Source organism: Flavobacterium hungaricum, assembly GCF_015182285.1.
GTDB classification, from domain to species: Bacteria; Bacteroidota; Bacteroidia; order Flavobacteriales; family Flavobacteriaceae; genus Flavobacterium; species Flavobacterium hungaricum.
The window spans coordinates 761112-787274 of the sequence record NZ_PRDM01000001.1 but is presented as its reverse complement, the minus strand read 5'-3'; the positions used below and the strand labels follow the sequence as shown (position 1 = coordinate 787274).

Here is a 26163-nt window from a genome sequence, read left to right as displayed (position 1 = left end):
AATGCATATCGATACTGAAACATTACCGCACTGTAAAATTGAAGAAGATCAGACGCCATTTACCGAATATTATATAATTCGAACTCCCCTATTTCGTTTTCCAGAACCATTGAGTACAAATAATTTAGAAAGTTCTATTGTACTCTTTGGCGAGAACAACTTTAAAGAACAGTTAACGATGCTTCACAACATTATTAACAATTATGAAGAACATGAATTGCTGGAAAATTATCAGGAGGAAGCATTTGACCGAAAAGCAATATTGGATTTAATTGACTTTTATTTTGAAAAAAACAAGGACATACAAAGGCCTTGGGAAAAATACAATGAGCATTACAGTGAAAAAGATTATCTTGATGTAATGATAGCGAAAAGAGCCGGGAATTTGTGTTATGCGGCATATAAAAACTCTTGAAAAACCACCCAGCGCTTTATGATAAAAAATTGGAAAAAAAATAATGAAAAAGGTGTTTCTATAGCTGTTGATATTCTAAATCCGCATCTTTTTAATTTTGATAAAATCGATAAAGAAGTACAGAATGCTTTCTTGAAAGGAAAAAAGTTTGGCATTTCTTGGGAATATAACGGAAACGAAGTACATATTTTTGATAAGGACGGAAGTGTAGAAGGTTTTCCGCTTTCTAACTTACAATATGTCGCTGCGATTTTTAAAAACAGTAATTTATATTCGTCTCCAAATAATGGGGTTCTTTTTAATTTGGATGGAAGTGTTCATAAAATTTTAGAACTGCCCAAATTTAAATCTGATTTTGTTCATGAAATAATCGAAAAAGAAAATGTAAAAAACCTTCTTCTTAAAGAGTTTTTAGAGCAGCCAAAATTATCATTTGAAAAATACAGCAGATACATTTCAAACCAAAATAGTGAACTCGATATATTTGATATTAACTATAATAACGAAATTACTGAATCTCAAATTTTGGATCTGGAAACATTAGAATTTACAGATTTTCTGAAAACCCGTTTTGATAGAAATTATTATTGGAATCCCAAATGGAAGAAAGAAAACTTTGGCTAGACGCTGTAGAATTTTTTAGAAATGATATTGATTCTAAAATTAACTGCCCGACTTGTAAAACAGGCACTTTGTTTACGATTGATGTTGCTTTTGAAATCGAAAATAGCGACAAAGGCGGCGAGCGTTACATAAAATGTACGCATTGCAATGCGTTAGAAATTGTTTTGTATCGCAAACCGCCCAATAATTGGTTTTCTAAAAATGATGTGGAATAAAATATATTTAAAGCGCATTTATTCTAATTTTTCCTTGCTCTAAACATTTTTCGATACTTTTTTGCGTACCGCTTTTTCTTTTTTCATCTGAATTGAAATCAAAAGCCAAAAAATGTGTACACAAATTTACAGCTTCAAAATCCCTTTCTTGATCCGATTCAAAACCGCCTATTATTTTCCACTGACTTACTTGTGTTTTGTATTTGTCGGGCATATAACGCGGCTTTTCACCTATGTGCAGCAGCGTAACATTTGGCGAAACACATTTAAGGACTTCCATTGCAAGAGTGTCTACACCTTTAAAATCACACAATATAAATTTTGTGTTTTCTTCTTTAAATAATGCTGTCAAAGGTTTTTCGTAATGACTCAAAAAATCATTAAAACTTAAATTACCGTTTCCAAAGATGAAAACATTTTTTTCCATGAGAGATTAACTTTAAACTTCTATTTTTACTAAATGGGCTGTTGTATTTTTTCTTGAAATAATTTTCAAAAAACAAGCAGCAAATCAAAGCCAAAGTAAGGAAGATTTTAGATCAAAAAGAAGAAAAGCAAATGGTATTAGAAAATAAAATAATCGAGCACTTTGGTTCTTGTTTAGTAAAAAGAGAAATTGATACAAGTTTAATGCAAATACTTACAGAAGAAGAAATTTACCTGCTTTCAAAGATCGGACTGCCCAATAACTGTCAGGATTTTGAGTTTACAAATTCGCTCGTTCTGCTGACAACATCAGAACTTTTGATCGGAAATACAGCTTACAATGATCCTGTAATTCTAAATTTAGAATCCAGAAAAATTTTCAGAGGTTCTGATTTTTTTCTTGCGCAGTCACTTAAAAATTTTGTCTGCCAGCTTTATGTTCTTGATACTTTATGGAAAATAGATATTCCGCAGCAAAAACTTGGTGATTATCGAGAAAATCACAATCATAAAAAATATGCAGCTGTATTAGAAACCAAACTTTTAGATATAGATCCTGATTTACTGAAAAATGATCTCGGCTATTTTTGGGGATCATTGATAGAAGATATAGAGTCTGGAATTGTAGGCTGAAAATTTAAAATTTACGCATTGATTTATTATATCAAATTTATATTTTTCACACCATTTTAAAATTCAAATTATCTAAACAAAATCTATGTCAACTAACACATTAAAAGTAACAAAAGAATGGCTAGATCAATTTCATGAAAAAAATATAGAATATATTACCACTATTGATAATAGAGAATTATTTACAGCAGTTTTTAATGGTGAATTTCCAGGCAATCAATTCAATTATGAAACTGTTTTTAAAATTATAGAAGCTTTTATTTCTTCTTATCATTTCATTAAGATTGATTACATAAGATTAATATGGAGCGAAAAATTGACAGAAAACAATCTTCAATTTCTTAAAAATGGTGAAGATTATTCACTTTGGAAAGAAAAAATATTAGCATACAATTTTGAAATTGATACTACCCATTTTCCAGACATTGAAGATTCTACAGATATATTCTGTAATTATTCTATTGATGTTGATGGAGAAGAAAGAACATTATACCAATCTATTAATGACAGAATAGCTATCCATCTATTTTTCAATGAAATAAAAAAACAATACTCAATATTCTATTACAATGGAGTTTAGAAAAAGTCTCTTTATGGTTGATTCGCATTTTGATAATAATGTTCCTGAAAGTTGTATTGAATTTAATAATCATTCTAAAACAAATGCATCAAGGGAAATGTTGGAAAAACTTGAATCTTATAAAAACTACTTAATAACATTAGAATAATAAAGAAGTTAAAAACGAAGAAATTAATTGTTTTTCTAAATCTTAAAAATTGTACTAAATAATGCAAAACAAAAAAAAGAAAATTTCTGGTGATTACACTAAAGTAGAGGAAATATTAATAAAAGCCGGATGGAGTAAAAACCGTGATATAACTTCGCAAATCCAACATGCGCCGCTTTACAAATTGTTTCCGAAAAAAATAATTGAGTTTATTACAGTCTTTGGAGGTCTGCAAATAAGCCGAACTCCATCAATTGAACAGATTGATGTAATGGGTGTCGATTATCTTGAAAATACTATAATAGCAGATTTTTATAAAACAAATATTTTTAATGCTTCAAAAGATATCGACGTTACAAATGAAGACGATGAATATTATTTTTCTGTATTACTCGGAACGCAGATTTATTTTGTTGGTCAATTAAGAGAAAACTGCAGTCTCTTTATGGATGGAGACGGCAGATTTTATATTCATACTTTTATTCCTGACTTTTTCTTTATTGCTGATAATGCTTTTGATACTTTTCAAAAAATATTTTTTGGCCCCAATGACGCTGTAATTTTACAAGAAACAACTTTAGAATGGATTCCTAGTTTAGGAAAAGAATTGCCTGCAGATCCCCTCCCTTTAAATAAAAAACTGTTAAAAAATCCCTGGAATTTCTGATTTCCTTAAACGGAATACAACAAATAGAGAAAATTAAGTTTTGATAAAACAATCAATTCTATATCTTTGAAAAAAGAACATTTAAATACAAAAAAATGCAAACCTCAAAAATCACAAGATACGCCGTTATATTACTCGTTGTTTTATTTGTAGTGATCAGCGTATTGAGCTAAAAACAAAAAGCCTTCTGAATTCAGAAGGCTTTTGTTTTTTTTTTAGAAATCAATTTACTTTTTTGCTGCCTTTTTTGTTATTTTCAACAAATAAGTGCCTTCTGGTAAATCGTCAATATTAGAGGCGTTTGCCCCCATAATTTGTTTACCCTGCGAGAAAACCTCAACATTTTTAGTATAATTATTTGTATCCGGCGTTGCTGTTATCGCTGTTGTAACAGGAGCCGGAGCTTTTGCCGGAGCAGCTGTTTTTACTAGTGCTGCAGTAACCGTTTTTTCGTTACTAGGAGCTGGTGCTGGTGCTGTTTTAGGCATATTCGACGGTTTAGAGCTATTATAAGACTCCAAAACCTGTTCGTCTGTCATGGCAACACTGTATAACTTTAGATCATCAATATCGGCATTTATAGACGTTGTAGTATTCATTTTACCGATTGTCAAAATATACCCTTTCGTAAGACGCGGAATTCCTTCTACCGTTTTTAACAACTCGCCGTTACGATATATTTTTGATATATTTCCGTCGTACGTTACACTGTAATGATACCAAACCTCTTTAGCAAGCGGTACCGAAATGGTTGCATTATTCGCCGTTTCCCAGCCAATAAGACTTAAATCTGAATTACTTCCAGCCGAAGCCTGCTGAGATAATCCAAAATATTGAGAACTTACAGCTGTACCGTAACCCCAGATATGATGAGGTGCTGTAACCGCATTAAATTTTACCCATACCGATATCGTTCGAGGTTTATTACCTTGGGGAAGATCACCCACTACAGCTTGAAAAGCTTTATTTGTAAGTCTAAGAGCTCCTTTGGCTGCCCCCATTCTGTCGTTTACAAATGCCGCAGTTCCCAAAAACGAAATGGTATTGTCGGCACTATTCAAATTTCCGTTGAAATTAAATTCCTGAACGGGATTCTGAGCATAAATATTTAAACAGTTTACAAACATTAAAGTGAGTAATAGTTTCTTCATATATAGAAATTTTAAATCGGCAAATAGTGTTAGTTACAATCAAAATAGAAATAAAAACCTTGTAGAGCCGATATGCTTCAATGGCGAGGTTATATTTTACTACTATTTTCTGAAAATTTGTTAAAACTATAATTTTAATTCAACACAACCAAACACTTCCTACAAAAAAATATATTATTCTCACATAAATTCATAATATTAACATCTCAAAAATAGAAATATCAATTATTTATCAAAAGGTTATTAAAATCAATTAACGGCTGACGATTTCTTCAGCTTCTTCCCTATCTAATTTTTTCTCATTTTTTATTTTTTATGCGATAGTTATTGAAAATACTCTATTTTAGGGCGTTTAAAATTGACTTCTTTTTTAAGAATTAATTTGATGTCATTAAAAGAAACAGATAAGCACTATAAATTGAAGTAAATGGAAAACATTCCTTTTTTTAAAAAATATAAAATAATTAAAATTATAGTCATAGCACATCTTATATTTTCACTTTTTGTTACCATTTCACTTGCAATACATGGATTCAACGAGGGAAATATAACAATACACTTTATAAAAAATTACCAAAATTACATCGCGCTATCTAATCCTGAAAAATATTTAAAAGAGGATTTCTTTATAGTTGATACTGCTTATATTGAAGTTCAGACTAGGTCAAATATGACATCTTCTCCAACTTTCAAGGATTACACAATAATTAAAGGTAATTTATTACATTCTAAAATTAAACAGGAAATGATTTGCCACTACGTGGTTCAAACCGTCTTAGATCATAAAGATTATAAAAATAAAAAAACAATAAAAGTATTGAAAAATAGTATTAACGGCGTGGCGTTTTTAGGAGACAAAAGCTATTTAGTTCCTGCAAAAGACAATGCTTTTGGAAGTTCTTATTTTCTTATATCTATTGTTCCACTGATCCTAATCTTAATAATTTTAATAATAAAATCAAAATGAAAAAATATTCAGCGCTCTTAATCATCTTTTTACTGGCTGTTGAAAATGCACAAGATTTAGTTTTAGAATACACAGCCATCTGCCTTATTTACTTTTAAGAATGGCAGAATTAGTGCAGGAAGGAAAATACTGGAACGAAATATTGGCCTTTGATCCCGAATTTTTATTTCGATGATTAATTATTTCAAAACTCTGCAATGATCGAGACAATCATAAATTAGAATATGTAAAAAATGGGAACTTACGCACATATATTAAAAAGCTGGAAAAATCATGATCCCGAAAGGGTGTTTGCAGATGCTTCTACAGTTGCATTCAGAATAAATACCATGTTTGATTATGGTAATGCAAAATCTTTTTTTGAAGACGGCACTTTTAGACATACCAGCATCGGGATACTAGACAATACTAAGACTGTTAGTACTGAAGATATTGGTTTTATTTTTAATATTCAGGGCGTGAATATGGAGGATATTAATCTGGGACTGGATCAGGAATTTGACAATTTTATTCCGGACGGCAATCTTTGTTCTCTTGCCTATATAGAAAAGGTCAGAGACGATAACACTGAACTTATTTTTAGATTTGCATACGAATATTTAAAATTGAATCCGGATGAGTTTTTCTGGTTTGAATGGGATTATCTTTTTTCTTTGGAAGAACTGCACCAGCTCAGCAAAAAACCACTTGATAAAAATTGGTGTTTTAAAAAAGTGAATTCAAACTCGTATAAGCCAACTTTTAAAATATCTCAAGAAGTAGAGGATAACATTGAAAAATTAAGTCCGTATGGAAGAACTGTAGGCAGTTGGAGCGGAAGTTTTATCAAATTTGAGCTAAATCAACATAATATCGTTGCCCTTCTTTATAAAATACTCGCTATTACGGGACCTCCAATTGACCTACTTCATACAATGTTAAATGATAGCATTACCAAAAATCAGATTGACGGATGGAATAATGAAAAACCTATAGAGGAATGGATTGATGAATTAACAATTGATGAAGAAAATATAAGTGGTGAATTAATCAATTATAAATTCAATATCGATGTTATAGGCCAAAAAAAACACTCTATTCTAGGCGGTGACATACTACTGACTACGAGCCAATATCCGACGTTACAATTATATTTATATGTAGGAATGAACATTAATATTTTTTCAGAATATATATGGGCAGGATTTAATGAAGAACTAAATCAGCCTAACAAACTTTTATTAGGCAGAGACTGTGCTGCATTTAATAGAAATGCTTTAACTGAATTACTCAAGCAGATCTGTAACGATTTTGGAATTGCAGAACCACTTGATTTCGAATCTGAAAATATGAACGGAATATGCCCAACAGGTTTTAAGGATGATTGCAGTCAATTTAGATTTTAACAACTTCCCTCACAAAAAATATATGAAATCTTTAAAGTACAAAATCCCATAGCGCGGATTTGCAATCCGTGCCCACAAAGCATATCAATTATCAAAAATAAACTAACACAACAGTACCCAATCAATTCTTAAACCCGCATATTTTATTATGTTTGTGGTCATCGTTGCGGAACGGATTGCGATCTGCAGGATCTTGATCACATAAATAGTTCAAAAGAAATATCTTAAGTAAATATTTCATTAGGAAAAGCCGATGCATTGACAGTATTTAATAAAAATATTTTGTTTTTTTGAAGTAATACTAAGAGCAAAAAAAAATGATAAAAGTATCAGAAAAAGATTGGGAGATTTTTCATAAAAATTTTCGAATTAGTAGAGAGGAATTATTGCCTATATTTCCTTATAAAGCAAATTTTAAAGAGCTTAAACAATTGCTATTAGAGTCAAAAAATGATTCTGTTTTCAACAGAAGATTTAACGCAATATTGTGGAGATTTCCAATTTCTATGTCGGAAAGTGATTTTATAAAACTATTGCATTTTTTTTTATTAGAATACTGGCATCATGATCATGAACAAATTATTACATCGTTACAACAATATTACAATAATGATGAAAATAGTATAAACTATTTAATCCAAATAATCTCAGAATTACCTGATTTTCACAAACATGACGATGACCTTAAATATCCTTTTATTCGAAAAGTCATTTATGCAATTGGCGCACAGCCAGAACCTTATAATATTGAAGCATTAGAAAAAATTTCACAATCAGAAGATGAAGAAATACGAAAATTAGCTTTACATCAAATTGAAAAAAGGAAAAAGTACGGCAGATGGGAAGCGCAGGATAACAAATAATTTAAATAAACTAACACAACAGTACCTAATCAATTCTTAAACCCGTATATTTTATTATGTTTGTGGTCATCGCTTCGGGTACGGATTGCAAATCCACGCGATCGTGGTTAAATAATTATAAATTGGTGTTTTAAAAGAAAATTAAAATCTTCCTACTTATTAGTCTAAAAAAAATGAAACTTTACACACCAAATAAATTAAGAGGAAGCTGGCATTTTAGCAGTGTTAAATATGGGTATGATTACGAAAAAGTGCCGTATAATGAAATAGTATAGGACCTAAAAACAGTACTCAACATACTGATCAAATCAAAAATGTTTCTTCCAAAATTTTTAGGTGATAAAAAACTGATATACAACAACGTTGAAGATTTAATAGCACTAATTAATCAAGATGATGATCTCAGTAATTGTTTAGAATTTGGCTTTACAGGAGATTCGGTTATCTACACAGAACATGGCGAAGAAATCTATTCTGATATTTTTAATCTGGATAGTTTCCGAACGTTTCAACAAAATTTTACTTTATCAACAAAGTCTGATATCTGGCTGCCAATGTCTTTTGATGAGAGCACGTATTCGTTTGTATGGAATTTAGAAAAATACAATCGCAATCATCATCGAATAGTTTCTGTTCTCAAAAATATCGCTGACAGTCTTGGTTGGGAAAATGACTATTTATTAGTCAAAGAGGTTCACGAAAGAGGAAGTTTTCAAAATGGCTACACTATTTTTCTTTCACCAGAAGTGATAAAAAGAGAATATGAGGAAAATCCTAATCCGAATTTTGATTTAGAAAAATATTTATTAAAAATAGATTCTTAAATTTCTTATTTTCAAAACTATTAAACCTGTTTGTCGTCTATTTTCAATTTCCATATTAATAATTTCTAACTCTAAATTTTAAAAATGAAATTTGACACTAACTCAAAAAATTGCATTTTCCCTTTTCGAAATGCCGAATTGTTATTCTTAATTCACAATAATCAAAAGCTGCATCCAAATGATTATGCTCATGTATTATATTTTAATATTATTGAGACGTTACTAATGATAAATGAAATTAAAACAATTGAGTTTATCGAACAATTAGACAACGAAGATGACTTTGAAGATGTATCAGGTTATTTTGGTAGATTGAGCGGTGTTTTTCAAAGTAAAGGTTTTATAATTAGAATTGAAAATGCCGCTAAAAAATATACAAGCTATAAATATTACAAGCGAATATTGGATAATATAGATGAAGCTAAAAATGCTCTTGATGACACAATTTAAATTGGATCCAATCAATAAGACTAAATAAATGGATTGAAAAGATAAATATAAATGCAATACAAATTTGAAAAATATCAGTATTACGACGAAAGGGATAATAGTAATAAATCAACTTCAATAATTTTAATTGAAAATGAAGAGCAATATGGAGCGTACTTTTCTACAGAGATTACAAATCTAAATCTTGAATATTTAGATGAAATAGTCAACTCTCTAGAGCAAATTTTATCGGGAGAATTACAACACTACGAATTTGGATATGAAGTTTATACTATTGAATGTAAAAATGAAATTTCATTTATAATCGATACCTACAACCATTGGAAATGTATTGCAGAAATTTCAACACAAGAAATCTATGAATTTATTCGAGATTGGAGAAATTACCTCATTAAGCCAGATCATTCGTAAATAATTAAAGGTTCTAAAAAAATCTTTAAAGCATATCATTTAAAATGGGTACAAACCACCAAACTCAAATAAAGCAGTTAAAAAAGATATTTCTTGGTCCTTTTTTATTTATCCTTATTATTCTGTTACTTTTTATCTCTTTTCATTTAGTTAAATCGGAGTATAATGAGTATTTTAAATACGGACAAATTAGCAAAGGTATCGTCAACAATACTTATTTTGAAAGCTCTGGAGACAGCCCGCCTACAAGTTTATTTTATTGCAATATTAAAACAGGAACACAAAATTATACATTCGAAATCCAGAACGCCGATCAATCATTTGTACTTTCTGCTGAAGAAATACGACTTATCGAAGAAATAAAAAAGAATGATACCGTTACAATAAAAATAGTAAATGATAAAGAGGCTAAAATATTAGAATGGAAAAACCTTCAAATAAATCCTGTCAATAAATTTTGGGATATTTTTGGAATTTGGCTGGTCATTTTAGTGCAAGCAGCTATTGCTGGATTTCTAATGTATAAAATGTACATTTTGTACAAGAAATGAATTTCATAACAAAATTAAAGCAGTATGAGCAAAAAAGAACAAGACATTAAAAGTGTTCTAAAAGTGGCCGGATGGTACGAAGGAAGAAGTCTAAAAAGTAAAATTGAAAATACTCTTGTTTATCAAATACTTCCAAAGAAAGTTCAAGAGTTTTATTGTGAATTTGGAGATCTGACAATTCATGCTGAAAATAAAATAGAAACAATGATTATTAATACAACTCATTTTAACGATCAAAAAGTATTCGATTATCATTCTTCTCTTATTTATAAAATACAAGATGAGATCGATTTATCAAAAAGTGAAGACCTCTATTATTATTCGACATTAGTTGGCACACATTTATATCCTATTGGAAGACTAATAGAACATAATACATTATTAATGGATGAAAATGGTAATTTTTATATTATAGATTTTATACCGCAACTCATCTGGGTCTCAAATAATACTTTTGATGCTCTATCAATAATAATATTTGGACTCGGCCGTTTTGGTATTTTCAATGAACATAATATGAAATGGATGTTTGCAAAAGATGAAGAACTTTTATACAATCCTCCAATCAATCCTTTATTAACAGAAAATCCATGGTAAAAAACAAAAAAACCTCCCAAAATATAATCTCAGAAGGTTTTCTTTACTATTCCAAAAAAATTAATTACTGCTAACAACTTAAAAAACTAACATTTAAACAAACCCAAATCTTTATATTTCTTTTACTTCGAAGTTATTTTTTTAGCGGGAGAATTCGTGATTTTTAAAAGATAAGTACCTTCTGGCAAATCGATTATACTCATTGAGTTGCTGCCCACTATTTTTTGTCCTTGAGAATATACCTCAACCGTTTTTGTTCCGCTTACATCATGAGTTGCAATAATAGAATTCGAAGCTTGTTTTGCAACCGCTTTTCCTTTTACAACTTCCGCTTTTACTGCTTTGGTGTCCGTGGCAGGCGATGCTGCAATTGAAACTAAAGGTTTAGAACTTTCATAAAGAGTACTCACCTGCTCTGCTGTCAAGGCAACATCGTAGATTTTGAGATCGTCTACATCAGCATTAATGCCGATTGTAGTATTAATTTCGCCTAGTCTAAAGATGGTACCTTTTGTAGCGCGGCTCATTCCCTCAAGGTATTTTAATAATTTTCCGTCGCGATAAATTTTAGAAGTCACGCCTTCATAAGTAATCGTATAATTATACCATACGTTTTTCTCCAAAGGCACTGGCACAATAACATCATTAGAAGCTCCCCAGGCTGCGAGACTTAAATCAGAGTTAGAAGAAGAGGTTCCCTGCTGTAATAAGCCGCAATATTGGGCATTATAAGCACTTCCATAGCCCCAAATGTAATTAGCAGCAGCAATATCATTAAACTTAACCCAAATACTGATTGTTCTGGCGTCTTTACCTTGCGGCAGATCATCGATTACAGCTTCTAAAGCTTTATTGTTTAATCGCTGTGCTCCTTTTAGAGTTCCTGCTCTATCGGTAACAAAATTGCCGGTTCCCATAAATGAGATTGTATTGGCAGCATTATTTAAAGTACCGTCAAAATTAAATTCCTGAATCGGTGTTTGTGCATTCACATTCAAATAACTTACAAACAGTAAAGTTAGCAGTGATTTTTTCATAATAGTAGATTTTAGGAGCTAAACAACATCGGGTTATTTTAACACCGCTAAACTAGATTATTATGCATTTGAGCAAAAATATTTCCGACAACTTACCAAAATACTCGTTAAAATCACCTTTTTTGATCATTTTAGACTTAAAACAATTTTGAAGTAGTTTTATTTATTTTATTAAAATTATAAATTAAACTCAAACAACTTAATAATTTCTTACGTATAAATACGGTATAAGCAAGAATTTTAGATTTTAGTCCCGAAGCCTCGGGATAGATTTTACCAAAAAAAGCTGTGCTTTTTTTGGTTTTATTGCATAAAAAAACTCCATTTACAAATGCAAATGGAGTTATTATTTTAAAAAGTAATTTTATGTTACTTTACGAATTCAATTTTTTGAGCTTCTTCTTCGTTAACGCTGTCAAAGAAACCTTGTTCATTCATCCAATCATCGCTGAATACTTTACTCATATAACGAGAACCATGATCTGGGAAGATTGCAATGATATTACTGTCTTTAGTAAACTCTCCTTCTTCAGCGTATTGTTTAATGGCCTGCATTACTGCTCCAGAAGTGTATCCCACAAATAAACCTTCTTTACGAGTGATTTCTCTTGCTGAGTGGGCACTTTCTTCGTCGGTTACTTTCATGAATTTATCGATAATATCAAAATCTGTTGCCGACGGAATCAAGTTTTTACCTAGACCTTCTATACGGTACGGGTAAATTTCTTTGCTGTCAAATTCTTTTGTTTCGTGGTATTTTTTCAATACAGAACCAAAAGCATCAACTCCGAGTATTCTAATATTTGGATTTTTTTCTTTTAAGAATTTTGCAGTTCCAGAGATAGTTCCTCCTGTACCGCTGCAAGCAATTAAGTGCGTGATTTTTCCTTTTGTCTGTTCCCAGATTTCAGGACCTGTAGAGTTGTAATGAGCATCAATATTTAATTGGTTAAAATATTGATTGATGTAAACGGACCCTTTTGTTTCTTCGTGTAAACGTTTGGCAACATTGTAATAGGATCTTTCGTCATCTGCAGAAACGTGAGCTGGGCAGACATAGACTTTGGCGCCTAAACTTCTCAGCATGTCAATTTTGTCTTTAGATGATTTTGAACTTACTGCCAAAATACAATTGTAACCTTTAATAATGCTTACCATTGCTAAACTAAATCCTGTATTCCCAGATGTTGTTTCTATAATGGTGTCTCCGGGAGATAGAATTCCTTTTTTCTCGGCTTCTTCAATAATATATAATGCGATTCTATCTTTTGAGGAATGACCTGGGTTGAAAGCTTCTACCTTTGCGTAGAAATTTCCTTCTAACTCTTCGGTGATTTTATTTAGTTTAATAAGGGGGGTGTTACCTATTAACTCTAAAACATTATTATAAGCGGTTATTTCTTCTTTCATAAAAAAATAGTTAATCAAAGGTCTTTTCAAATTAACCTTGATAGGTTGCAAATTTAACAAAAAATTTCTAATTAGCTTTTAATTTTTTCTAAATCTAATAAAAAACTAAATTCTTTTGCTAAGTCTTTCAAAGCTTCAAAACGTCCCGAAGCCCCGCCGTGGCCAGCATCCATATTAGTATCCAAAAACAAAAGTTTGTCATTTGTTTTTAAATCCCTCAATTTTGCAACCCACTTTGCTGGTTCCCAATACTGTACCTGCGAATCATGTAATCCGGTAGATACATACATGTTAGGATATTTTTGTGCTTTTACATTATCGTAAGGTGAATACGACAACATATAATCGTAATATTTTTTATTGTTTGGGTTTCCCCATTCGTCATACTCTCCAGTTGTAAGCGGAATACTGTCATCCAGCATCGTGGTAATTACGTCTACAAAAGGTACCTGAGCAATGACTCCATTATATAATTCTGGAGCTTCGTTTACGATAACTCCCATTAAAAGACCTCCAGCAGATCCTCCCTCAGCATACAAATGTTCAGCAGAGGTATACTTTTGATCAATTACAAATTTAGAGCAATCAATGAAATCTGTAAAGGTATTTTTCTTTTTTAACAGTTTTCCGTCTTCATACCATTGTCTTCCTAAGTCTTCTCCTCCTCTAATATGCGCAATAGCATAAACAAAACCGCGATCTAGAAGTGACAATCTTGTAGATGAAAAATAAGTATCCATTGTGATTCCGTAAGAACCATATGCATAAAGCAGCAACGGGTTTTTACCGTTTTTTTGCAATCCTTTTTTGTATACCATCGAGATAGGCACTTTTACACCATCTCTGGCAGTTGCCCAAACTCGTTCTTCAACATAGTTTTCTTTATCGAATTTTCCGCCCAAAACCTGCTGTTCTTTTAAGATTTCCTTGGTTTTGGTCTTCATATTAAAATCAATTACAGACGAAGGCGTTGCAAGAGATTGGTAACTGTAACGAAGGATATCGGTATCAAAATCAACATTGGTTGTAGTGTAAGCATTATAAGTTTCACTGCCAAACGGAAGATAATAATCCGGTTCACCATTCCACGGCATAATACGGATATGATTTAAGCCGTTTGAGCGTTCTTCTACCACTAAAAAGTTTTTGAAGATCTCTATATCCTCCAACAAAACATCTTCTCTGTGCGGAATAAGATCTACCCAGTTTTTCTTTCCTGTTTTGTTTTCAGGCGTTTTCATTAATTTAAAATTGGTCGCTTTGTCTTTATTGGTCAAAATATAAAACGAATCCTCGTAGTGAGAAATGCTATACTCTAATCCGCGTACACGAGGCTGAAAAACCTCAAACTCACCGTCTGGATTATCAGAATTCAAAATTCTATATTCGGTTGTTAAAGTACTTCCTGAGCCAATTACTATGTATTTTCTAGATTTTTCTTTACTTATCGAAACATTAAAAGTATCGTCTGTTTCATTATAAACCAAAACATCTTCTTTAGAATCTGTATTTAGTTTATGTTTAAAAACTTTATCTGCACGCAATGTAGTTTCATCTTGTCTAACATAGAAAATGGTATTGTTATCATTTGCCCAGACTGAAGCTCCAGTAACATTTTGTATCTTATCTGCTAAAATCTCGCCTGTTTCTAAGTTTTTTATTTGAATAGTATAAATTCTCCTTCCGACAAGATCCAATCCAAAGCTGGCAAATTTATTATCTGGACTAATGCTTAGACCGCCCAATTTAAAATAAGCGTGCCCTTTTGCCATTTCGTTACAGTTGAATAAAATTTCTTCATCTGCAGCCAGACTTCCCTTTTTTCTGGCAAAAATGGGATAATCCTGCCCCGTTTCAAAACGTGTAATGTAGAAATATCCATTATAGAAATAAGGAACAGAAGAATCATCTTCTTTGATTCTTCCTTTCATTTCTTCATACAGCTCATTTTGTAATTTTTTGGTATGAGCTGTCATACTCTGATAGTAAGAATTTTCTTGGTTTAAGTAGTCGATTACTTCTGCATTTTCACGATCATTCAACCAAAAATAGTTGTCTATTCTGGCTTCTTTATGCTTTTTAAGTGTTTTTGGAATTACTTTGGCCTTTGGAGCCTGTATATCATTTTGCATTGATTGAGCATTAATTTTTAAATACGAAGTGGCAAAAATACTATAAACCAAACAGAACAAAATTAATTTTTTCATAAAATATTCTATTGAATTCACACAGCAATATACTAATTTTGTCTGAAATAATTTAAAAAATCAATAAAAATGGATTTAATGGGAATGATGGGCAAACTTAAAGAAACCCAGCAAAAAATTGAAGATACAAAAAAGCGCTTAGATACTGTTTTGATTGACGAACAAAGCGCCGACGGATTATTGAAAATTACAATTACTGCAAGCAGAAAAATAAAAACAATTTCTGTAGACGATTCTCTTCTAGAAGATAAAGAACAATTAGAAGATTATTTGATCGTAACTTTGAACAAAGCAATTGAAAAAGCAACAAATATAAACGAAAGAGAACTAGATGCTGTTGCAAAAATGGACATGCCAATGATTCCAGGAATGGATAATTTGTTTAAATAAGATAAATTTTTACTTCTTTTTAAATAAAATCCGATTCATTTATCTCAAAATGAATCGGATTTTTTTATGCCTTTTCTTCTCTTTTTTCTTCTCATTTTTCTTCTCATTTTTCTTTTCAAATTTCTTTTCAAATTTCTTTGTTGCAATCGAAATAGTTCTGCCTTTACGTTTTTTTTAGCAGCTATAAATCCACTCCATTTTCTTCGGTTTTAAAATCAAAAATTACTTCTTCTACATGTATTTTCGACCTCAATTTATACATACAAAATACTGATTTCCAACAGAAAACGTTTGCGTAGATTTTTTTTTCTACTGACAAATATCAGTTTTATTCTCTTGATATGTCTTGATATTTGATACAGATAAAAACCCTAACCCAATAGCTTTTTATCGGTATCAAAAGTAAAATCTTACAAATATTTTTTTCTTCGGAAGAGAAAAAATGTAAGCAAACTGAAAAACCAAAAACATTAAAAAATGAACAAAGAGATGGAATGAGAAATTAGTTATTAGATTTTTAGAGTTAATCCTGCATCAGACTCAAAAAAGTTCGTCATAAAATAATTAGTTATCACAATCTATAAAAACTGTATTAAAAGTGAATATTAACTATAACACAAATTATTATGAATGAGAAAACCTTAAGTCCAAATGGAACTGAAACCAAAACAGCAGAAAAACAAAGTGCTGGATCAGTAAAAGATGCTGTCAAGGAAACTCCAAAAGTTGATGCTGCTGCTCATGTCGAAGAACTTGCCAAAAAAGGCGCCATTGCTCTTGAACAATTCCTTGAACTTAATCAGGAACAAGTTGATTATATTGTGGCCAAAGCCTCTGTTGCTGCTGTAGACAAACACGGTGAACTTGCTTTACACGCTGTTGAAGAAACAGGTCGTGGTATTTTTGAAGATAAAGCGACCAAAAATATGTTTGCTGCCGAAAATGTAACCAATAGCTTAAAAAACCTAAAAACCGTTGGTATTATAGGCGAAGATCAATTATCAGGAATTGTAGAAATTGCAGAACCAGTAGGCGTTATTTGTGGTGTTACTCCAACAACAAACCCAACTTCTACAACTGTTTTTAAGGCTTTAATTGCTCTTAAAACCCGTAATCCAATTATATTTGGTTTCCATCCTTCGGCGCAGCAATGTTCTAAAGCCGCTGCAATTGTTGTACGCGATGCCGCAGTTGCCGCCGGAGCTCCGGAAAATTGTATTCAATGGATCGAATATCCATCTGTAGAAGCAACCAATTCTTTAATGAATCACCCCACTATAGCAACCATTCTGGCGACCGGAGGAAATGCAATGGTTCGCGCTGCTTATTCTTGCGGTAAACCTGCACTGGGTGTTGGTGCCGGAAACGTCCCTGCTTACATTGAAAAAACAGCTAATATAAAACAAGCTGTTTACGATATCGTACTTTCAAAATCATTTGACTGGGGAATGATCTGCGCTTCTGAACAAGCTGCTATTATTGATAAAGAAATTTACGAAGAAACCAAAGCTGCTTTTAAACACCATCATGTTTATTTTGCTGATGAAAAAGAAAAAGCAAAACTAGAAGAACTTATGTTTGGCGTTACTGCAAAAGGCCTAAACTGCGGCGGCGCAAAACTAAATCCCAATATTGTTGGAAAATCTCCGCAATGGATTGCAGAACAAGCCGGTTTCTCTGTACCTGAAAATGTAGTAATTATTGCTGCCGAAGTATCAGAAGTTGGTGTAAACGAACCTTTGACAAGAGAAAAACTTTCTCCTGTTTTGGCTGTTCTAAAATCAAACTCAACAAAAGAAGGTATTAAATTATCTGAACAAATGGTCGAATTTGACGGATTGGGTCACTCAGCAGCTATTCATACAAAAGATGAAAAAATAGCCCAAGAATTTGGAGTTGCTGTAAAAGCCATTCGTGTGATCTGGAATTCACCTTCTACTTTTGGAGGTATTGGAGACGTTTACAATTCATTTATTCCATCTCTTACACTTGGATGCGGATCTTATGGAAAAAACTCTGTTTCAGGAAATGTTGGAGCAATTAATTTAATAAATATCAAGCGAATTGGTAGAAGAAACAATAATATGCAGTGGTTCAAAGTCCCTTCAAAAATCTATTTCGAGCCTAACTCGATTCAATATTTAAAATCAATGCAATCTCTTACCAAAGTAATGATTGTAACGGATTTGAGTATGATAAAACTTGGTTTTGTTCAAAAAATCATAGACGTTTTAAACCTTCGTGACAACAAAGTTGATGTTAGAATCTTCTCTAATGTAGAGCCGGATCCAAGTATAGAAACTGCCAAAGCAGGTGCAGCAACCTTGTGTGAGTTTCAGCCGGATACTATTATTGCACTGGGCGGCGGATCTGTTATGGATGCTGCAAAAGTAATGTGGCTGCTATACGAACAACCTCAAGTATCTTTTGATGATGTAAAACAAAAATTCCTTGACATTCGTAAACGTGCAGTGAAGATTCCAGCATTAGGACAGAAAGCAAAAATGATCTGCATACCTACAACCTCAGGAACGGGTTCTGAAGTAACTCCTTTTGCGGTAATTTCAGATCACTCTGTTAATAAAAAATATCCTTTGGCAGATTATGCTTTTACGCCAACTGTTGCCATTATTGACTCTGAACTAACAAAAACAGTTCCTCCGGCAGTTATTGCAGATACAGGAATGGATGTTCTTACGCACGCAACAGAAGCATATGTTTCTATTGTGGCCAATGATTACACAGACGGACTGGCACTGCAAGCTATCAAAATGGTGTTTCAATATCTGGAGAGAACTTACCTTGACAGTAAAAATGACGACGAAGCACGCGATAAAATGCATAACGCTTCGACAATTGCAGGTATGGCATTTGCCAATGCAATGTTAGGAATTTCTCACTCTATGGCTCACAAAATTGGCGGAATGTTCCATACGCCTCACGGTCGTACCAATGCTATTTTATTACCTTACGTTATTAAGTACAATGGCGAGGTTCCGGGAAAACTCTCAGTATGGCCAAAATATTCTACTTATAAAGCAGACCAAAAATATTTTCAAATTTGCCAAATGTTAGGTCTTCCTGCAAAAGGACCAAAAGACGGACCTCAGGTATATGCCCAGGCATGTTATGAATTGGGTAAAAAAGTGGGAATAAAAATGAGTTTTAAAGAGCAGGGTCTTGATGAAAAAGAATGGTTAGCAAAACTAAATACACTTGCCATGAATGCTTTTGAAGATCAATGTACTCCGGCAAATCCGCGTTTACCTTTGATAAAAGACATGGAACAAATTATGCGTAAAGCATATTACGGAGAAAAAATCTAGAGATTAATTTCAAATAAATACTTAAAGAGGCTCTTTCATTAATTATGAAACAGCCTCTTTTTCTATTATTATTCGGGTCCTCATTTAAGCATTGGTCGCCAGTATTAAATTCTCAAAGACTTCTTTTTAATCTTTGTTCTGTTAAACTTCTAGCTTTAAGCCTTTTTAAAACTTTTGCAGCGTATCAATTACGTAAGTATGCATCACTTCTTTATAATCTAAATGAGTTACAATTCTAAGTTTATTATGACCTAGCGAACTTATTAAAATATTTTTCTGTTTTAGTTTTTCAATTAAAAGCTGATCGCTGTATCCTTCTGCCAGTGAAAAAATCAAAATATTAGTTTCTACAGGCTCAATTGAAGCGATCCAAGGTTTTGTACTCAATACTTTAGCAATTTCTTTTGCTCTTCTGTGGTCTTCTGCCAGTCTTTCAATATTATGGGCCAAAGCATACAATCCCGCAGCTGCCAAATACCCTACCTGACGCATTCCTCCCCCTAATATCTTTCTGATTCTCAATGCCCTGTGAATATCCGCTTTACTTCCAAGCAGTACCGATCCTATTGGAGCTCCCAACCCTTTAGACAAACAAACTGAAATAGTGTCAAATATAGCTCCAAATTCTTTCGGATTTTGTCTTTTGGCTACCATGGCATTCCAGATTCTGGCGCCGTCTAGGTGGAATTTCAAATTATTAGCGTCACAAACTTTTTTTATTTCTCTTAAATCTTCTAATTCATAACAAGCACCGCCGCCTTTATTGGTTGTATTTTCTACACAAACCAAACTTGTCAACGGACTGTGATAAAATTCTGGATCATTAATCGCTGCTGCAACCTGCGCTGCATTTATCATCCCGCGATGTCCGTCTAACAAACAGCAAGAAACGCCGCTGTTAAAAGAAACCCCTCCTCCTTCATAATGATAAACGTGGGCATATTTATCGGCAATAAGCTGCTCGCCTGGCTGTGTGTGCAGTTTAATTGCGGTTTGGTTGGCCATAGTTCCAGACGGAAAAAAAAGTCCGGCTTCCATACCAAAAAACTCGGCCGTTCTATTCTCTAATTCAATCACCGTTGGGTCTTGTTTGTATACGTCATCGCCAACATGGGCGTTAAACATATACTGCAGCATTTCATAAGTAGGCTTTGTTATGGTATCGCTGATTAAATTTATTTCCATATTCTAAAAACTATATCTTATTTTTGTAACGCAAAATTACGTATTACTGATAGTTATTTTCAGCAAGTTTGACTAAATTTTAACTTGCAGATTTCTATAGACCAAATTAACGTAATAATTGTAAAAAACATATAAAAACCTATTAATTAATTTATGACAACAGCCGAACAAGTAAAAGGTATTGTGGAGCGCCTTGGTGCGTTGAGGAGGTATCTTTGACGTTGATGCCAAGCTAATCGAAATCGCAAACGAAGAAGAAAAAACTTTTGCTCCTGATTTTTGGAACCATCCAAAAGAAGCAGAAAACATCGTCAAAAATCTTCGAAACAAGAAAAAATGGATTGAAGATTATGACAAAGCTGTCTCTCTTACAGAAGAACTGCAGCTGGCGCATGATTTTTACAAAGAAGGAGAACTTTCTGTTGATGAACTAGATGAACAATACAATGCGGCACAATCGCACATTGAAAACATCGAATTCAAAAACATGCTTTCTGATGAAGGCGACAGTTTAAGTGCCGTTGTTCAAATTACTGCTGGAGCCGGTGGAACCGAAAGTTGCGACTGGGCAGGAATGCTCATGCGTATGTACATGATGTGGGGCGAGAGTTATGGCTACAAAATAAAAGAACTTAACTTTCAAGAAGGTGATGTTGCGGGAATAAAGACCGTAACTTTAGAGTTTGAAGGCGATTATTCTTTTGGATACTTAAAAGGAGAAAACGGTGTACATCGTCTGGTTAGAATCTCTCCTTTTGACAGTAATGCCAAACGTCATACTTCATTCGTATCTGTGTATGTTTATCCGCTGGTTGATGACAGCATCGAGATCGACATTAATCCTGCCGATATTGAGATTACAACCTCTCGTTCGAGCGGTGCCGGGGGGCAGAATGTGAATAAAGTAGAAACAAAAGTTCAATTAGTTCACAAACCAACCGGAATCCAGATTCAATGTTCAGAAACGCGTTCACAGCAAGATAACAGACAACGTGCTATGCAAATGCTTCGATCTCAATTGTATGAAATTGAATTAAAGAAACAGCAGGCACAACGCGCTGATATCGAAGCCGGAAAAATGAAAATTGAATGGGGATCGCAGATTCGTAATTACGTAATGCAGCCTTATAAATTAGTAAAAGATGTTCGTACAGGTTACGAAACCAGCGACGTTGACGGCGTTATGAACGGAAACATTGACGCTTTCTTAAAAGCCTATCTAATGATGATGGGACAAAAAGAAGAAGAATAAATGAATGAATATGTAAAAGGTTGTTTGACGTTTATTGCAATTGTTACCGCATTAATAGCGCTGGCAGTTGGATGGTTCTTTTGGTCATCAAACAAACGTATAAAACAAGCTGAAATTGATGGAATCACATTCTCCAAAGAATGTGATTCCGTTAAATTTATAACTGAACAACCAGAAATTCAGTTAGCAAAGTTTAAAAAAAATGAAATCAGCGTTCTTAAATTCCAAATCCTGAGAAACGGAAAATTGATTGAGGACACATTGATCAAAAATGGTAATGCCAAAAAATCTCCTGATACTGAATACAAAACTATTACTATTCCTTACAAGAGTTTTTTAAAAACCGATACAATTGTAGTTACAACACAAAACAAATTACATTATTATATTTCAGGTTACAATCATTATGCTTATCTTCATTACGGAATGGCGGGATATCTCGGAAGTCACGATTGTAGATTTAATGATAATCCAACTATTAATAATGAAGTTTTTTTGAGCGCTGTTCTTTTTAGAGAACACGGCTGGTTAAATCCAGAAATTTCAAAACATATAAAAAAAATAAGTCCTTCGGATAGTATTGCCTATTATAGTTTTGCTGAAAAATGCAGGATAAAAATAAAAGACGCAGAGCGTATCCTGAAAGAGAAAAGAAAGAATCAGGTTTTTAGAACTACTACAATAAATGGTATTGAAGTGGGACCAAAAGACAGTTACTATTTATTTGGCGAAGAAACAGAATCTGGAACACGTCCAAATGATTTAGTTCCAAGAAATCTAAAACATTACGTAGTTAAAATAAATTGCGCAACAGGAGAATACAAGCGTTACAGCAATTATCCTTTTGACAATTAAACTTTTTCATATTTTACTAAAAAACAAAGGTTATGATAAAATGGGCAGATGTAATTCATTTTACAAATAAAGGAAATCCAACTCCAGATAAAAGAGTGGAAAAAACGGATGAAGAATGGAAACAAATTCTAACTCCAGAAGAGTTTCAGGTAGCACGTTTAAAAGGAACTGAGAGATCTTTTAGTTCAGAGATGTGCAGTTTATTTGAACCTGGAATTTACGAATGTAAATGTTGCGGCACCTTATTGTTTGACGCTACCGAAAAATTTGAATCAGGAACCGGCTGGCCGTCATTTACACAGCCAGTAAAAGAAAATGCTGTTGGATATCATGCCGATAAATCACATGGAATGATTCGTGTTGAGGTAACCTGTAATACCTGCGACGCGCATTTAGGACACATTTTTCCAGATGGTCCTCCTCCAAGTGGTCTTCGCTATTGTATTAATGCATTATCATTAAACAAAGTCAAAGAATAAAATTACATTAAATACAATTTTAAAAGCGGTTCCTCTTTAGAGCGAATCGCTTTTTTTTTTGAAATAAATCAGTCATAAGTTCCTCTTTACCAACTAGTACAGAATTTACAAAAGAAAATACATCAGTAAATACATACTAAATAAAAAATAGAATTTTAGAAAAGAATCAAAAATTTAATAGCTAAAATGTTAATTTTGTAATATTTACATTATTATTTTAAACATATCGCATAAAAATTAAAAAATAGTATTAGGTAATTAAAATCTAATTCATTTTATTTGGCAAAAATTAACCCCAACTCTTTTAATTCATTACATGAGATCCTATTCAATTCAAGAAATTAACGAAGTAATTAATGGCGTAATTTATGGCGCAACATCTCAAAATATAACTGCTACTGAGCAACTTGAAAAGGCTACAACTTCAGAAATTTCGTTTATAGGAAACAAAAAATATGAAAAATACTGGTCAGCTTCAAACGCTTCTGTTGCTGTTGTTAACGAAGACATTTCTATAGAGCCTGGTGAAAATCGTGCTTTTATTAAAGTAAAAAATGCCGATTTGGCTATGTCCCAGATTTTAGCTCTTTTTGCTCCACCTGCTCCGTTATTTCGCAACAACATTCACAAAACAGCCACTATCGACGAAACCGCTATTATTGGCGAAGGTGTCAAAATTGGAGCTGGATGTTATGTGGGTCCAAAAGTTGAAATTGGTGCTGGTACAATACTGTATCCAAACGTTACTATTTTGGACGAGTGCACGATAGGACGCAATACAACTATTTGGTCTGGTGCTGTTGTTCGCGAACGCTGCCATATCGGAAATGATTGTATCATTCATCCTAATGCAACAATTGGTGCTGATGGTTTTGGATTTAGACCTTGTTCAGAAAAAGGTTTGGTTAAAATTCCACAAATTGGAAATGTTATTATAGGCAATTGTGTAGAAATTGGCGCTAACACTTGTGTAGATCGTGGTAAATTTAGTTCTACAGTTCTTGGGGACGGCTGCAAAATTGATAATTTGGTTCAAATTGGACACAACAGCAAATTAGGTAAATTTTGTATAATGGCCGGCAACAGCGGTCTTGCTGGTTCTGTAACTTTAGGAAATGGTGTTATTATTGGCGGCAGTGCCTCTATAAAAGATCATACTGCTATTGGTGACGGAGCTACAATTGGAGCTGGATCTGGTGTTATTGGCGATGTTCCTGCAGGAAAAACAATGCTGGGCTACCCTGCTGTTGAAGCGCGCGACGCTCTAAAACAATGGGCAACACTTAAAAGAATGGCCTGCGCTCCTAAAAAATAATTCAAATTTAATTGAGATAAAACAAAAAAAACATTCACCGCGGTGAATGTTTTTTTGTTTTTATAAAGCTTCACACTCAAAGCCAACAACTTTCATTAAAAAAATAACTTTTTCGATAATATCATCTTTACATTCCAATCGCAGAATATTATCACAATCTTCAAGATCAAAATTCCACTTTGAATTTGGAAATAACCTATTCAATTTAGGAGTTACCTTTTTCACTTTCGAAATGCTGTCAATATTTGTTTTGAATACAAAAACCATGGCTTTTATTCGTTTTTAATTTTGCTTAAAATTTTAGAATCAATATAAAAAGTTCCAAACGGAATCACACAAGCCAAAAGCACTTTCCATGTTGTATTTTTAAATTTCCAGTTCTGCTCTACTCCAACACTCAGCGTATTAAAAATAAAAAGAAGAAACAAAGCCCCATGAACCGTTCCTACCGGCCGGGTTAAAAAGGGCATTTCAAAAATATATTTCATTGGCATTGCTATAAAAAGCAAAATTAAAAGCGAAGTTCCTTCCAAAAATCCAATGATTCGCAATCTTCCGGTATTGGTCTGCAATAAATTTTTCATAATTATCTAAAATAAGGTCGGTTGGCAAGAGGTGAAAATGGCCACGGAATGGCAATAAAAATGACAACTAAGGCAATAGAAAACCAAACAAAAATGGTTCTAAACTTTTGCTCCTCAGGAAGTTTTCTTTTGGCTAAAGCAGAGCCAATGGTAATAAAAACTATGGCAATCAGCATTAAGGCAATATGAATAATTCCGAAGAATGAAGCATCCAAATTTTGAATCGCTTCTTTAAAGTTTTTCCAGAAATATTTCACAATCGGACTTTGTACATAAACCAATATTCCAAAAACAAGCTGGATATGGGCAATTGTTGCCGTCCAGTGACGGACAAGGTTATCTTTTTTAGTAAAAGGAAGTTTTTGAGAATAACCTTTGTAAGCTCTATAAATAGAATATAACAAGCTTACTAATACGAACCATCTTATAAAAGAATGGCATTCTAAAAGAGTTTGATACATTGTTTTTTGATTAAGACAATGCAAATATATTCAAAAACATACCAGTTAGTATGTTTTTGAATAATAATTTTATTTTAAACCATTTAGATACCCCTTAAGCTCCTTTAAATAAACCAGATAAGAAGAATTATCATTTTGAAGTTTTCCGAAATTTCGTATTCCCCAATAGCCAGATAAAATAAAAAATGCTACTTGTTCGCCAATTACATCTTTACGAATTAAACCCGCTTCTTTTCCTTTTTCAATAGAATTTATAATGGTCGCTTTCCATAAATCAACCAATTCAGCCAGAGCTTCACTAAACTTTGTATTCCATGGGGTCATTTCCTGCGTAAGATTTCCAACCGGGCATCCATATTTTACCTGCAGAAAAGGATCTTCAAGCAATAAATAGGAGATCATATTATAAAAATCTTCAATTGGATCTTGAGAAGCTTCGGTTGGTTTTATAAAGTGTTCCTGCATCGTTGGTTTTAGAATCTCTTCAATAATAGCAACTCCCATTTCATCTTTTGTTTTAAAATGGTAATAAAAAGCCCCTTTTGTAACCTGAGTTGTTGCAATTATTTCATCAATGCTCGTGGTTTGATAGCCTTTGGTATAAATCAACTCAAATGCTTTATGAAGAATGTTAAGTCGGGTATTTGCAGCTTTTGACATAAAAAATACTGATTAGTATGAAAAACAAATTAAAGAAAAATAATTGGTTTAAACTTTTTCTTAATTCACAAAGCAACCCATTTATTTCAATTGAT

30 protein-coding genes are annotated in these 26163 nt (G+C 32.7%); 20 read left to right on the top strand and 10 right to left on the bottom strand.

The features are described from left to right. Position 1 precedes the first annotated feature (1 nt). From C4F50_RS03405 to C4F50_RS03395, 3 genes are read left to right on the top strand one after another with little or no spacing between them, the layout of a single operon-like run. Complete coding sequence (locus tag C4F50_RS03405) at positions 2-415, top strand: hypothetical protein (RefSeq protein ID WP_193845017.1); 414 nt, start codon at positions 2-4, stop codon at positions 413-415. An 18-nt stretch (positions 416-433) separates the two neighbouring features. Further along, the gene (locus C4F50_RS03400) at positions 434-1039 is read left to right on the top strand and encodes a hypothetical protein (protein WP_193845016.1); all 606 of its coding nucleotides are present in this window, start codon (positions 434-436) and stop codon (positions 1037-1039) included. Continuing rightward, a complete protein-coding gene (locus tag C4F50_RS03395; RefSeq protein ID WP_193845015.1) occupies positions 1015-1254 on the top strand; it encodes a hypothetical protein in 240 nt (79 codons plus the stop codon). Before C4F50_RS03400 ends, C4F50_RS03395 begins: the two co-directional genes overlap by 25 nt. Positions 1255-1261: 7 nt before the next feature. Here C4F50_RS03395 and C4F50_RS03390 read toward each other — a convergent pair whose 3' ends face one another. After that, the gene (locus C4F50_RS03390) at positions 1262-1681 is read right to left on the bottom strand and encodes a hypothetical protein (protein ID WP_193845014.1); all 420 of its coding nucleotides are present in this window, start codon (positions 1679-1681) and stop codon (positions 1262-1264) included. Between the two features lie 131 nt (positions 1682-1812). Between C4F50_RS03390 and C4F50_RS03385 the strand changes: the two genes are divergently transcribed. From C4F50_RS03385 to C4F50_RS03375, 3 genes are all read left to right on the top strand, one after another. Then, on the top strand, positions 1813-2313 hold the full coding sequence (locus C4F50_RS03385; RefSeq protein WP_193845013.1) for a hypothetical protein: 501 nt from the start codon (positions 1813-1815) through the stop codon (positions 2311-2313). Positions 2314-2398: 85 nt separating this feature from the next. Further along, a complete protein-coding gene (locus C4F50_RS03380) occupies positions 2399-2893 on the top strand; it encodes a hypothetical protein (RefSeq protein WP_193845012.1) in 495 nt (164 codons plus the stop codon). A gap of 209 nt (positions 2894-3102) precedes the next feature. After that, the gene (locus C4F50_RS03375) at positions 3103-3708 is read left to right on the top strand and encodes an SUKH-3 domain-containing protein (RefSeq protein ID WP_193845011.1); all 606 of its coding nucleotides are present in this window, start codon (positions 3103-3105) and stop codon (positions 3706-3708) included. 227 nt (positions 3709-3935) lie between these two features. On the opposite strand, the gene C4F50_RS03370 is transcribed toward C4F50_RS03375, so the two are convergent. Continuing rightward, positions 3936-4859, bottom strand: coding sequence for a LamG domain-containing protein (locus tag C4F50_RS03370; protein ID WP_193845010.1), 924 nt, complete (start codon positions 4857-4859; stop codon positions 3936-3938). A gap of 427 nt (positions 4860-5286) precedes the next feature. On the opposite strand from C4F50_RS03370, the gene C4F50_RS03365 reads away from it, so the two are divergent. The 8 genes from C4F50_RS03365 to C4F50_RS03330 all read left to right on the top strand — a co-directional run bounded on the left by C4F50_RS03365 (position 5287) and on the right by C4F50_RS03330 (position 10907). Then, positions 5287-5826 (top strand): hypothetical protein, encoded by a 540-nt coding sequence (locus C4F50_RS03365; RefSeq protein WP_193845009.1) that lies wholly within the window; start codon positions 5287-5289, stop codon positions 5824-5826. Between the two features lie 233 nt (positions 5827-6059). After that, positions 6060-7211 (top strand): hypothetical protein, encoded by a 1152-nt coding sequence (locus tag C4F50_RS03360; RefSeq protein WP_193845008.1) that lies wholly within the window; start codon positions 6060-6062, stop codon positions 7209-7211. A gap of 317 nt (positions 7212-7528) precedes the next feature. After that, entirely contained in the window at positions 7529-8074 is a 546-nt protein-coding gene (locus C4F50_RS03355) for a hypothetical protein (protein ID WP_193845007.1), read from the top strand. A gap of 314 nt (positions 8075-8388) precedes the next feature. Further along, positions 8389-8898 carry a hypothetical protein gene (locus tag C4F50_RS03350; RefSeq protein ID WP_193845006.1) on the top strand — a complete coding sequence of 170 codons (510 nt, stop codon included), beginning with the start codon at positions 8389-8391 and terminating at the stop codon, positions 8896-8898. An 84-nt stretch (positions 8899-8982) separates the two neighbouring features. After that, positions 8983-9348, top strand: a complete 366-nt coding sequence (locus tag C4F50_RS03345) for a hypothetical protein (RefSeq protein ID WP_193845005.1) — start codon at positions 8983-8985, stop codon at positions 9346-9348. Positions 9349-9399: 51 nt separating this feature from the next. After that, positions 9400-9759, top strand: a complete 360-nt coding sequence (locus tag C4F50_RS03340; protein WP_193845004.1) for a hypothetical protein — start codon at positions 9400-9402, stop codon at positions 9757-9759. A gap of 44 nt (positions 9760-9803) precedes the next feature. Further along, entirely contained in the window at positions 9804-10310 is a 507-nt protein-coding gene (locus C4F50_RS03335) for a hypothetical protein (RefSeq protein ID WP_193845003.1), read from the top strand. Between the two features lie 24 nt (positions 10311-10334). After that, entirely contained in the window at positions 10335-10907 is a 573-nt protein-coding gene (locus C4F50_RS03330; protein WP_193845002.1) for an SUKH-3 domain-containing protein, read from the top strand. Between the two features lie 122 nt (positions 10908-11029). Here the strand turns inward: C4F50_RS03330 and C4F50_RS03325 are convergent, their stop codons facing one another. The 3 genes from C4F50_RS03325 to C4F50_RS03315 all read right to left on the bottom strand — a co-directional run bounded on the left by C4F50_RS03325 (position 11030) and on the right by C4F50_RS03315 (position 15561). After that, positions 11030-11944, bottom strand: a complete 915-nt coding sequence (locus C4F50_RS03325; RefSeq protein WP_193845001.1) for a LamG domain-containing protein — start codon at positions 11942-11944, stop codon at positions 11030-11032. A 369-nt stretch (positions 11945-12313) separates the two neighbouring features. Beyond that, entirely contained in the window at positions 12314-13354 is a 1041-nt protein-coding gene (capA, locus tag C4F50_RS03320) for a cysteate synthase (protein ID WP_193845000.1), read from the bottom strand. 71 nt (positions 13355-13425) lie between these two features. After that, positions 13426-15561, bottom strand: coding sequence for a S9 family peptidase (locus C4F50_RS03315; RefSeq protein ID WP_193844999.1), 2136 nt, complete (start codon positions 15559-15561; stop codon positions 13426-13428). Between the two features lie 69 nt (positions 15562-15630). On the opposite strand from C4F50_RS03315, the gene C4F50_RS03310 reads away from it, so the two are divergent. Then, the gene (locus tag C4F50_RS03310) at positions 15631-15951 is read left to right on the top strand and encodes a YbaB/EbfC family nucleoid-associated protein (RefSeq protein ID WP_035648504.1); all 321 of its coding nucleotides are present in this window, start codon (positions 15631-15633) and stop codon (positions 15949-15951) included. A 626-nt stretch (positions 15952-16577) separates the two neighbouring features. Continuing rightward, entirely contained in the window at positions 16578-19277 is a 2700-nt protein-coding gene (adhE, locus tag C4F50_RS03305; RefSeq protein WP_193844998.1) for a bifunctional acetaldehyde-CoA/alcohol dehydrogenase, read from the top strand. 165 nt (positions 19278-19442) lie between these two features. Here adhE and C4F50_RS03300 read toward each other — a convergent pair whose 3' ends face one another. Beyond that, a complete protein-coding gene (locus C4F50_RS03300) occupies positions 19443-20462 on the bottom strand; it encodes a threonine aldolase family protein (RefSeq protein WP_193844997.1) in 1020 nt (339 codons plus the stop codon). 153 nt (positions 20463-20615) lie between these two features. On the opposite strand from C4F50_RS03300, the gene prfB reads away from it, so the two are divergent. The 4 genes from prfB to lpxD all read left to right on the top strand — a co-directional run bounded on the left by prfB (position 20616) and on the right by lpxD (position 24363). Further along, a protein-coding gene (prfB, locus tag C4F50_RS03295; protein ID WP_193844996.1) for a peptide chain release factor 2 occupies positions 20616-21714 on the top strand; the annotation gives its coding sequence in 2 pieces (ribosomal slippage) (positions 20616-20678 and positions 20680-21714; 1098 coding nt in all). Then, positions 21715-22569 carry a hypothetical protein gene (locus tag C4F50_RS03290; RefSeq protein ID WP_193844995.1) on the top strand — a complete coding sequence of 285 codons (855 nt, stop codon included), beginning with the start codon at positions 21715-21717 and terminating at the stop codon, positions 22567-22569. 32 nt (positions 22570-22601) lie between these two features. Beyond that, entirely contained in the window at positions 22602-23048 is a 447-nt protein-coding gene (gene msrB / locus C4F50_RS03285; RefSeq protein ID WP_193844994.1) for a peptide-methionine (R)-S-oxide reductase MsrB, read from the top strand. 316 nt (positions 23049-23364) lie between these two features. Continuing rightward, positions 23365-24363 carry a UDP-3-O-(3-hydroxymyristoyl)glucosamine N-acyltransferase gene (gene lpxD, locus C4F50_RS03280; RefSeq protein WP_193844993.1) on the top strand — a complete coding sequence of 333 codons (999 nt, stop codon included), beginning with the start codon at positions 23365-23367 and terminating at the stop codon, positions 24361-24363. A 60-nt stretch (positions 24364-24423) separates the two neighbouring features. On the opposite strand, the gene C4F50_RS03275 is transcribed toward lpxD, so the two are convergent. From C4F50_RS03275 to C4F50_RS03260, 4 genes are all read right to left on the bottom strand, one after another. Beyond that, positions 24424-24630 carry a hypothetical protein gene (locus tag C4F50_RS03275; protein WP_193844992.1) on the bottom strand — a complete coding sequence of 69 codons (207 nt, stop codon included), beginning with the start codon at positions 24628-24630 and terminating at the stop codon, positions 24424-24426. A 5-nt stretch (positions 24631-24635) separates the two neighbouring features. Then, a complete protein-coding gene (locus C4F50_RS03270; RefSeq protein WP_193844991.1) occupies positions 24636-24947 on the bottom strand; it encodes a DUF3817 domain-containing protein in 312 nt (103 codons plus the stop codon). A 2-nt stretch (positions 24948-24949) separates the two neighbouring features. After that, positions 24950-25408 carry a hypothetical protein gene (locus C4F50_RS03265; RefSeq protein ID WP_193844990.1) on the bottom strand — a complete coding sequence of 153 codons (459 nt, stop codon included), beginning with the start codon at positions 25406-25408 and terminating at the stop codon, positions 24950-24952. A 69-nt stretch (positions 25409-25477) separates the two neighbouring features. After that, positions 25478-26068, bottom strand: coding sequence for a TetR/AcrR family transcriptional regulator (locus tag C4F50_RS03260; RefSeq protein WP_193844989.1), 591 nt, complete (start codon positions 26066-26068; stop codon positions 25478-25480). Between the last annotated feature and the right edge of the window lie 95 nt (positions 26069-26163).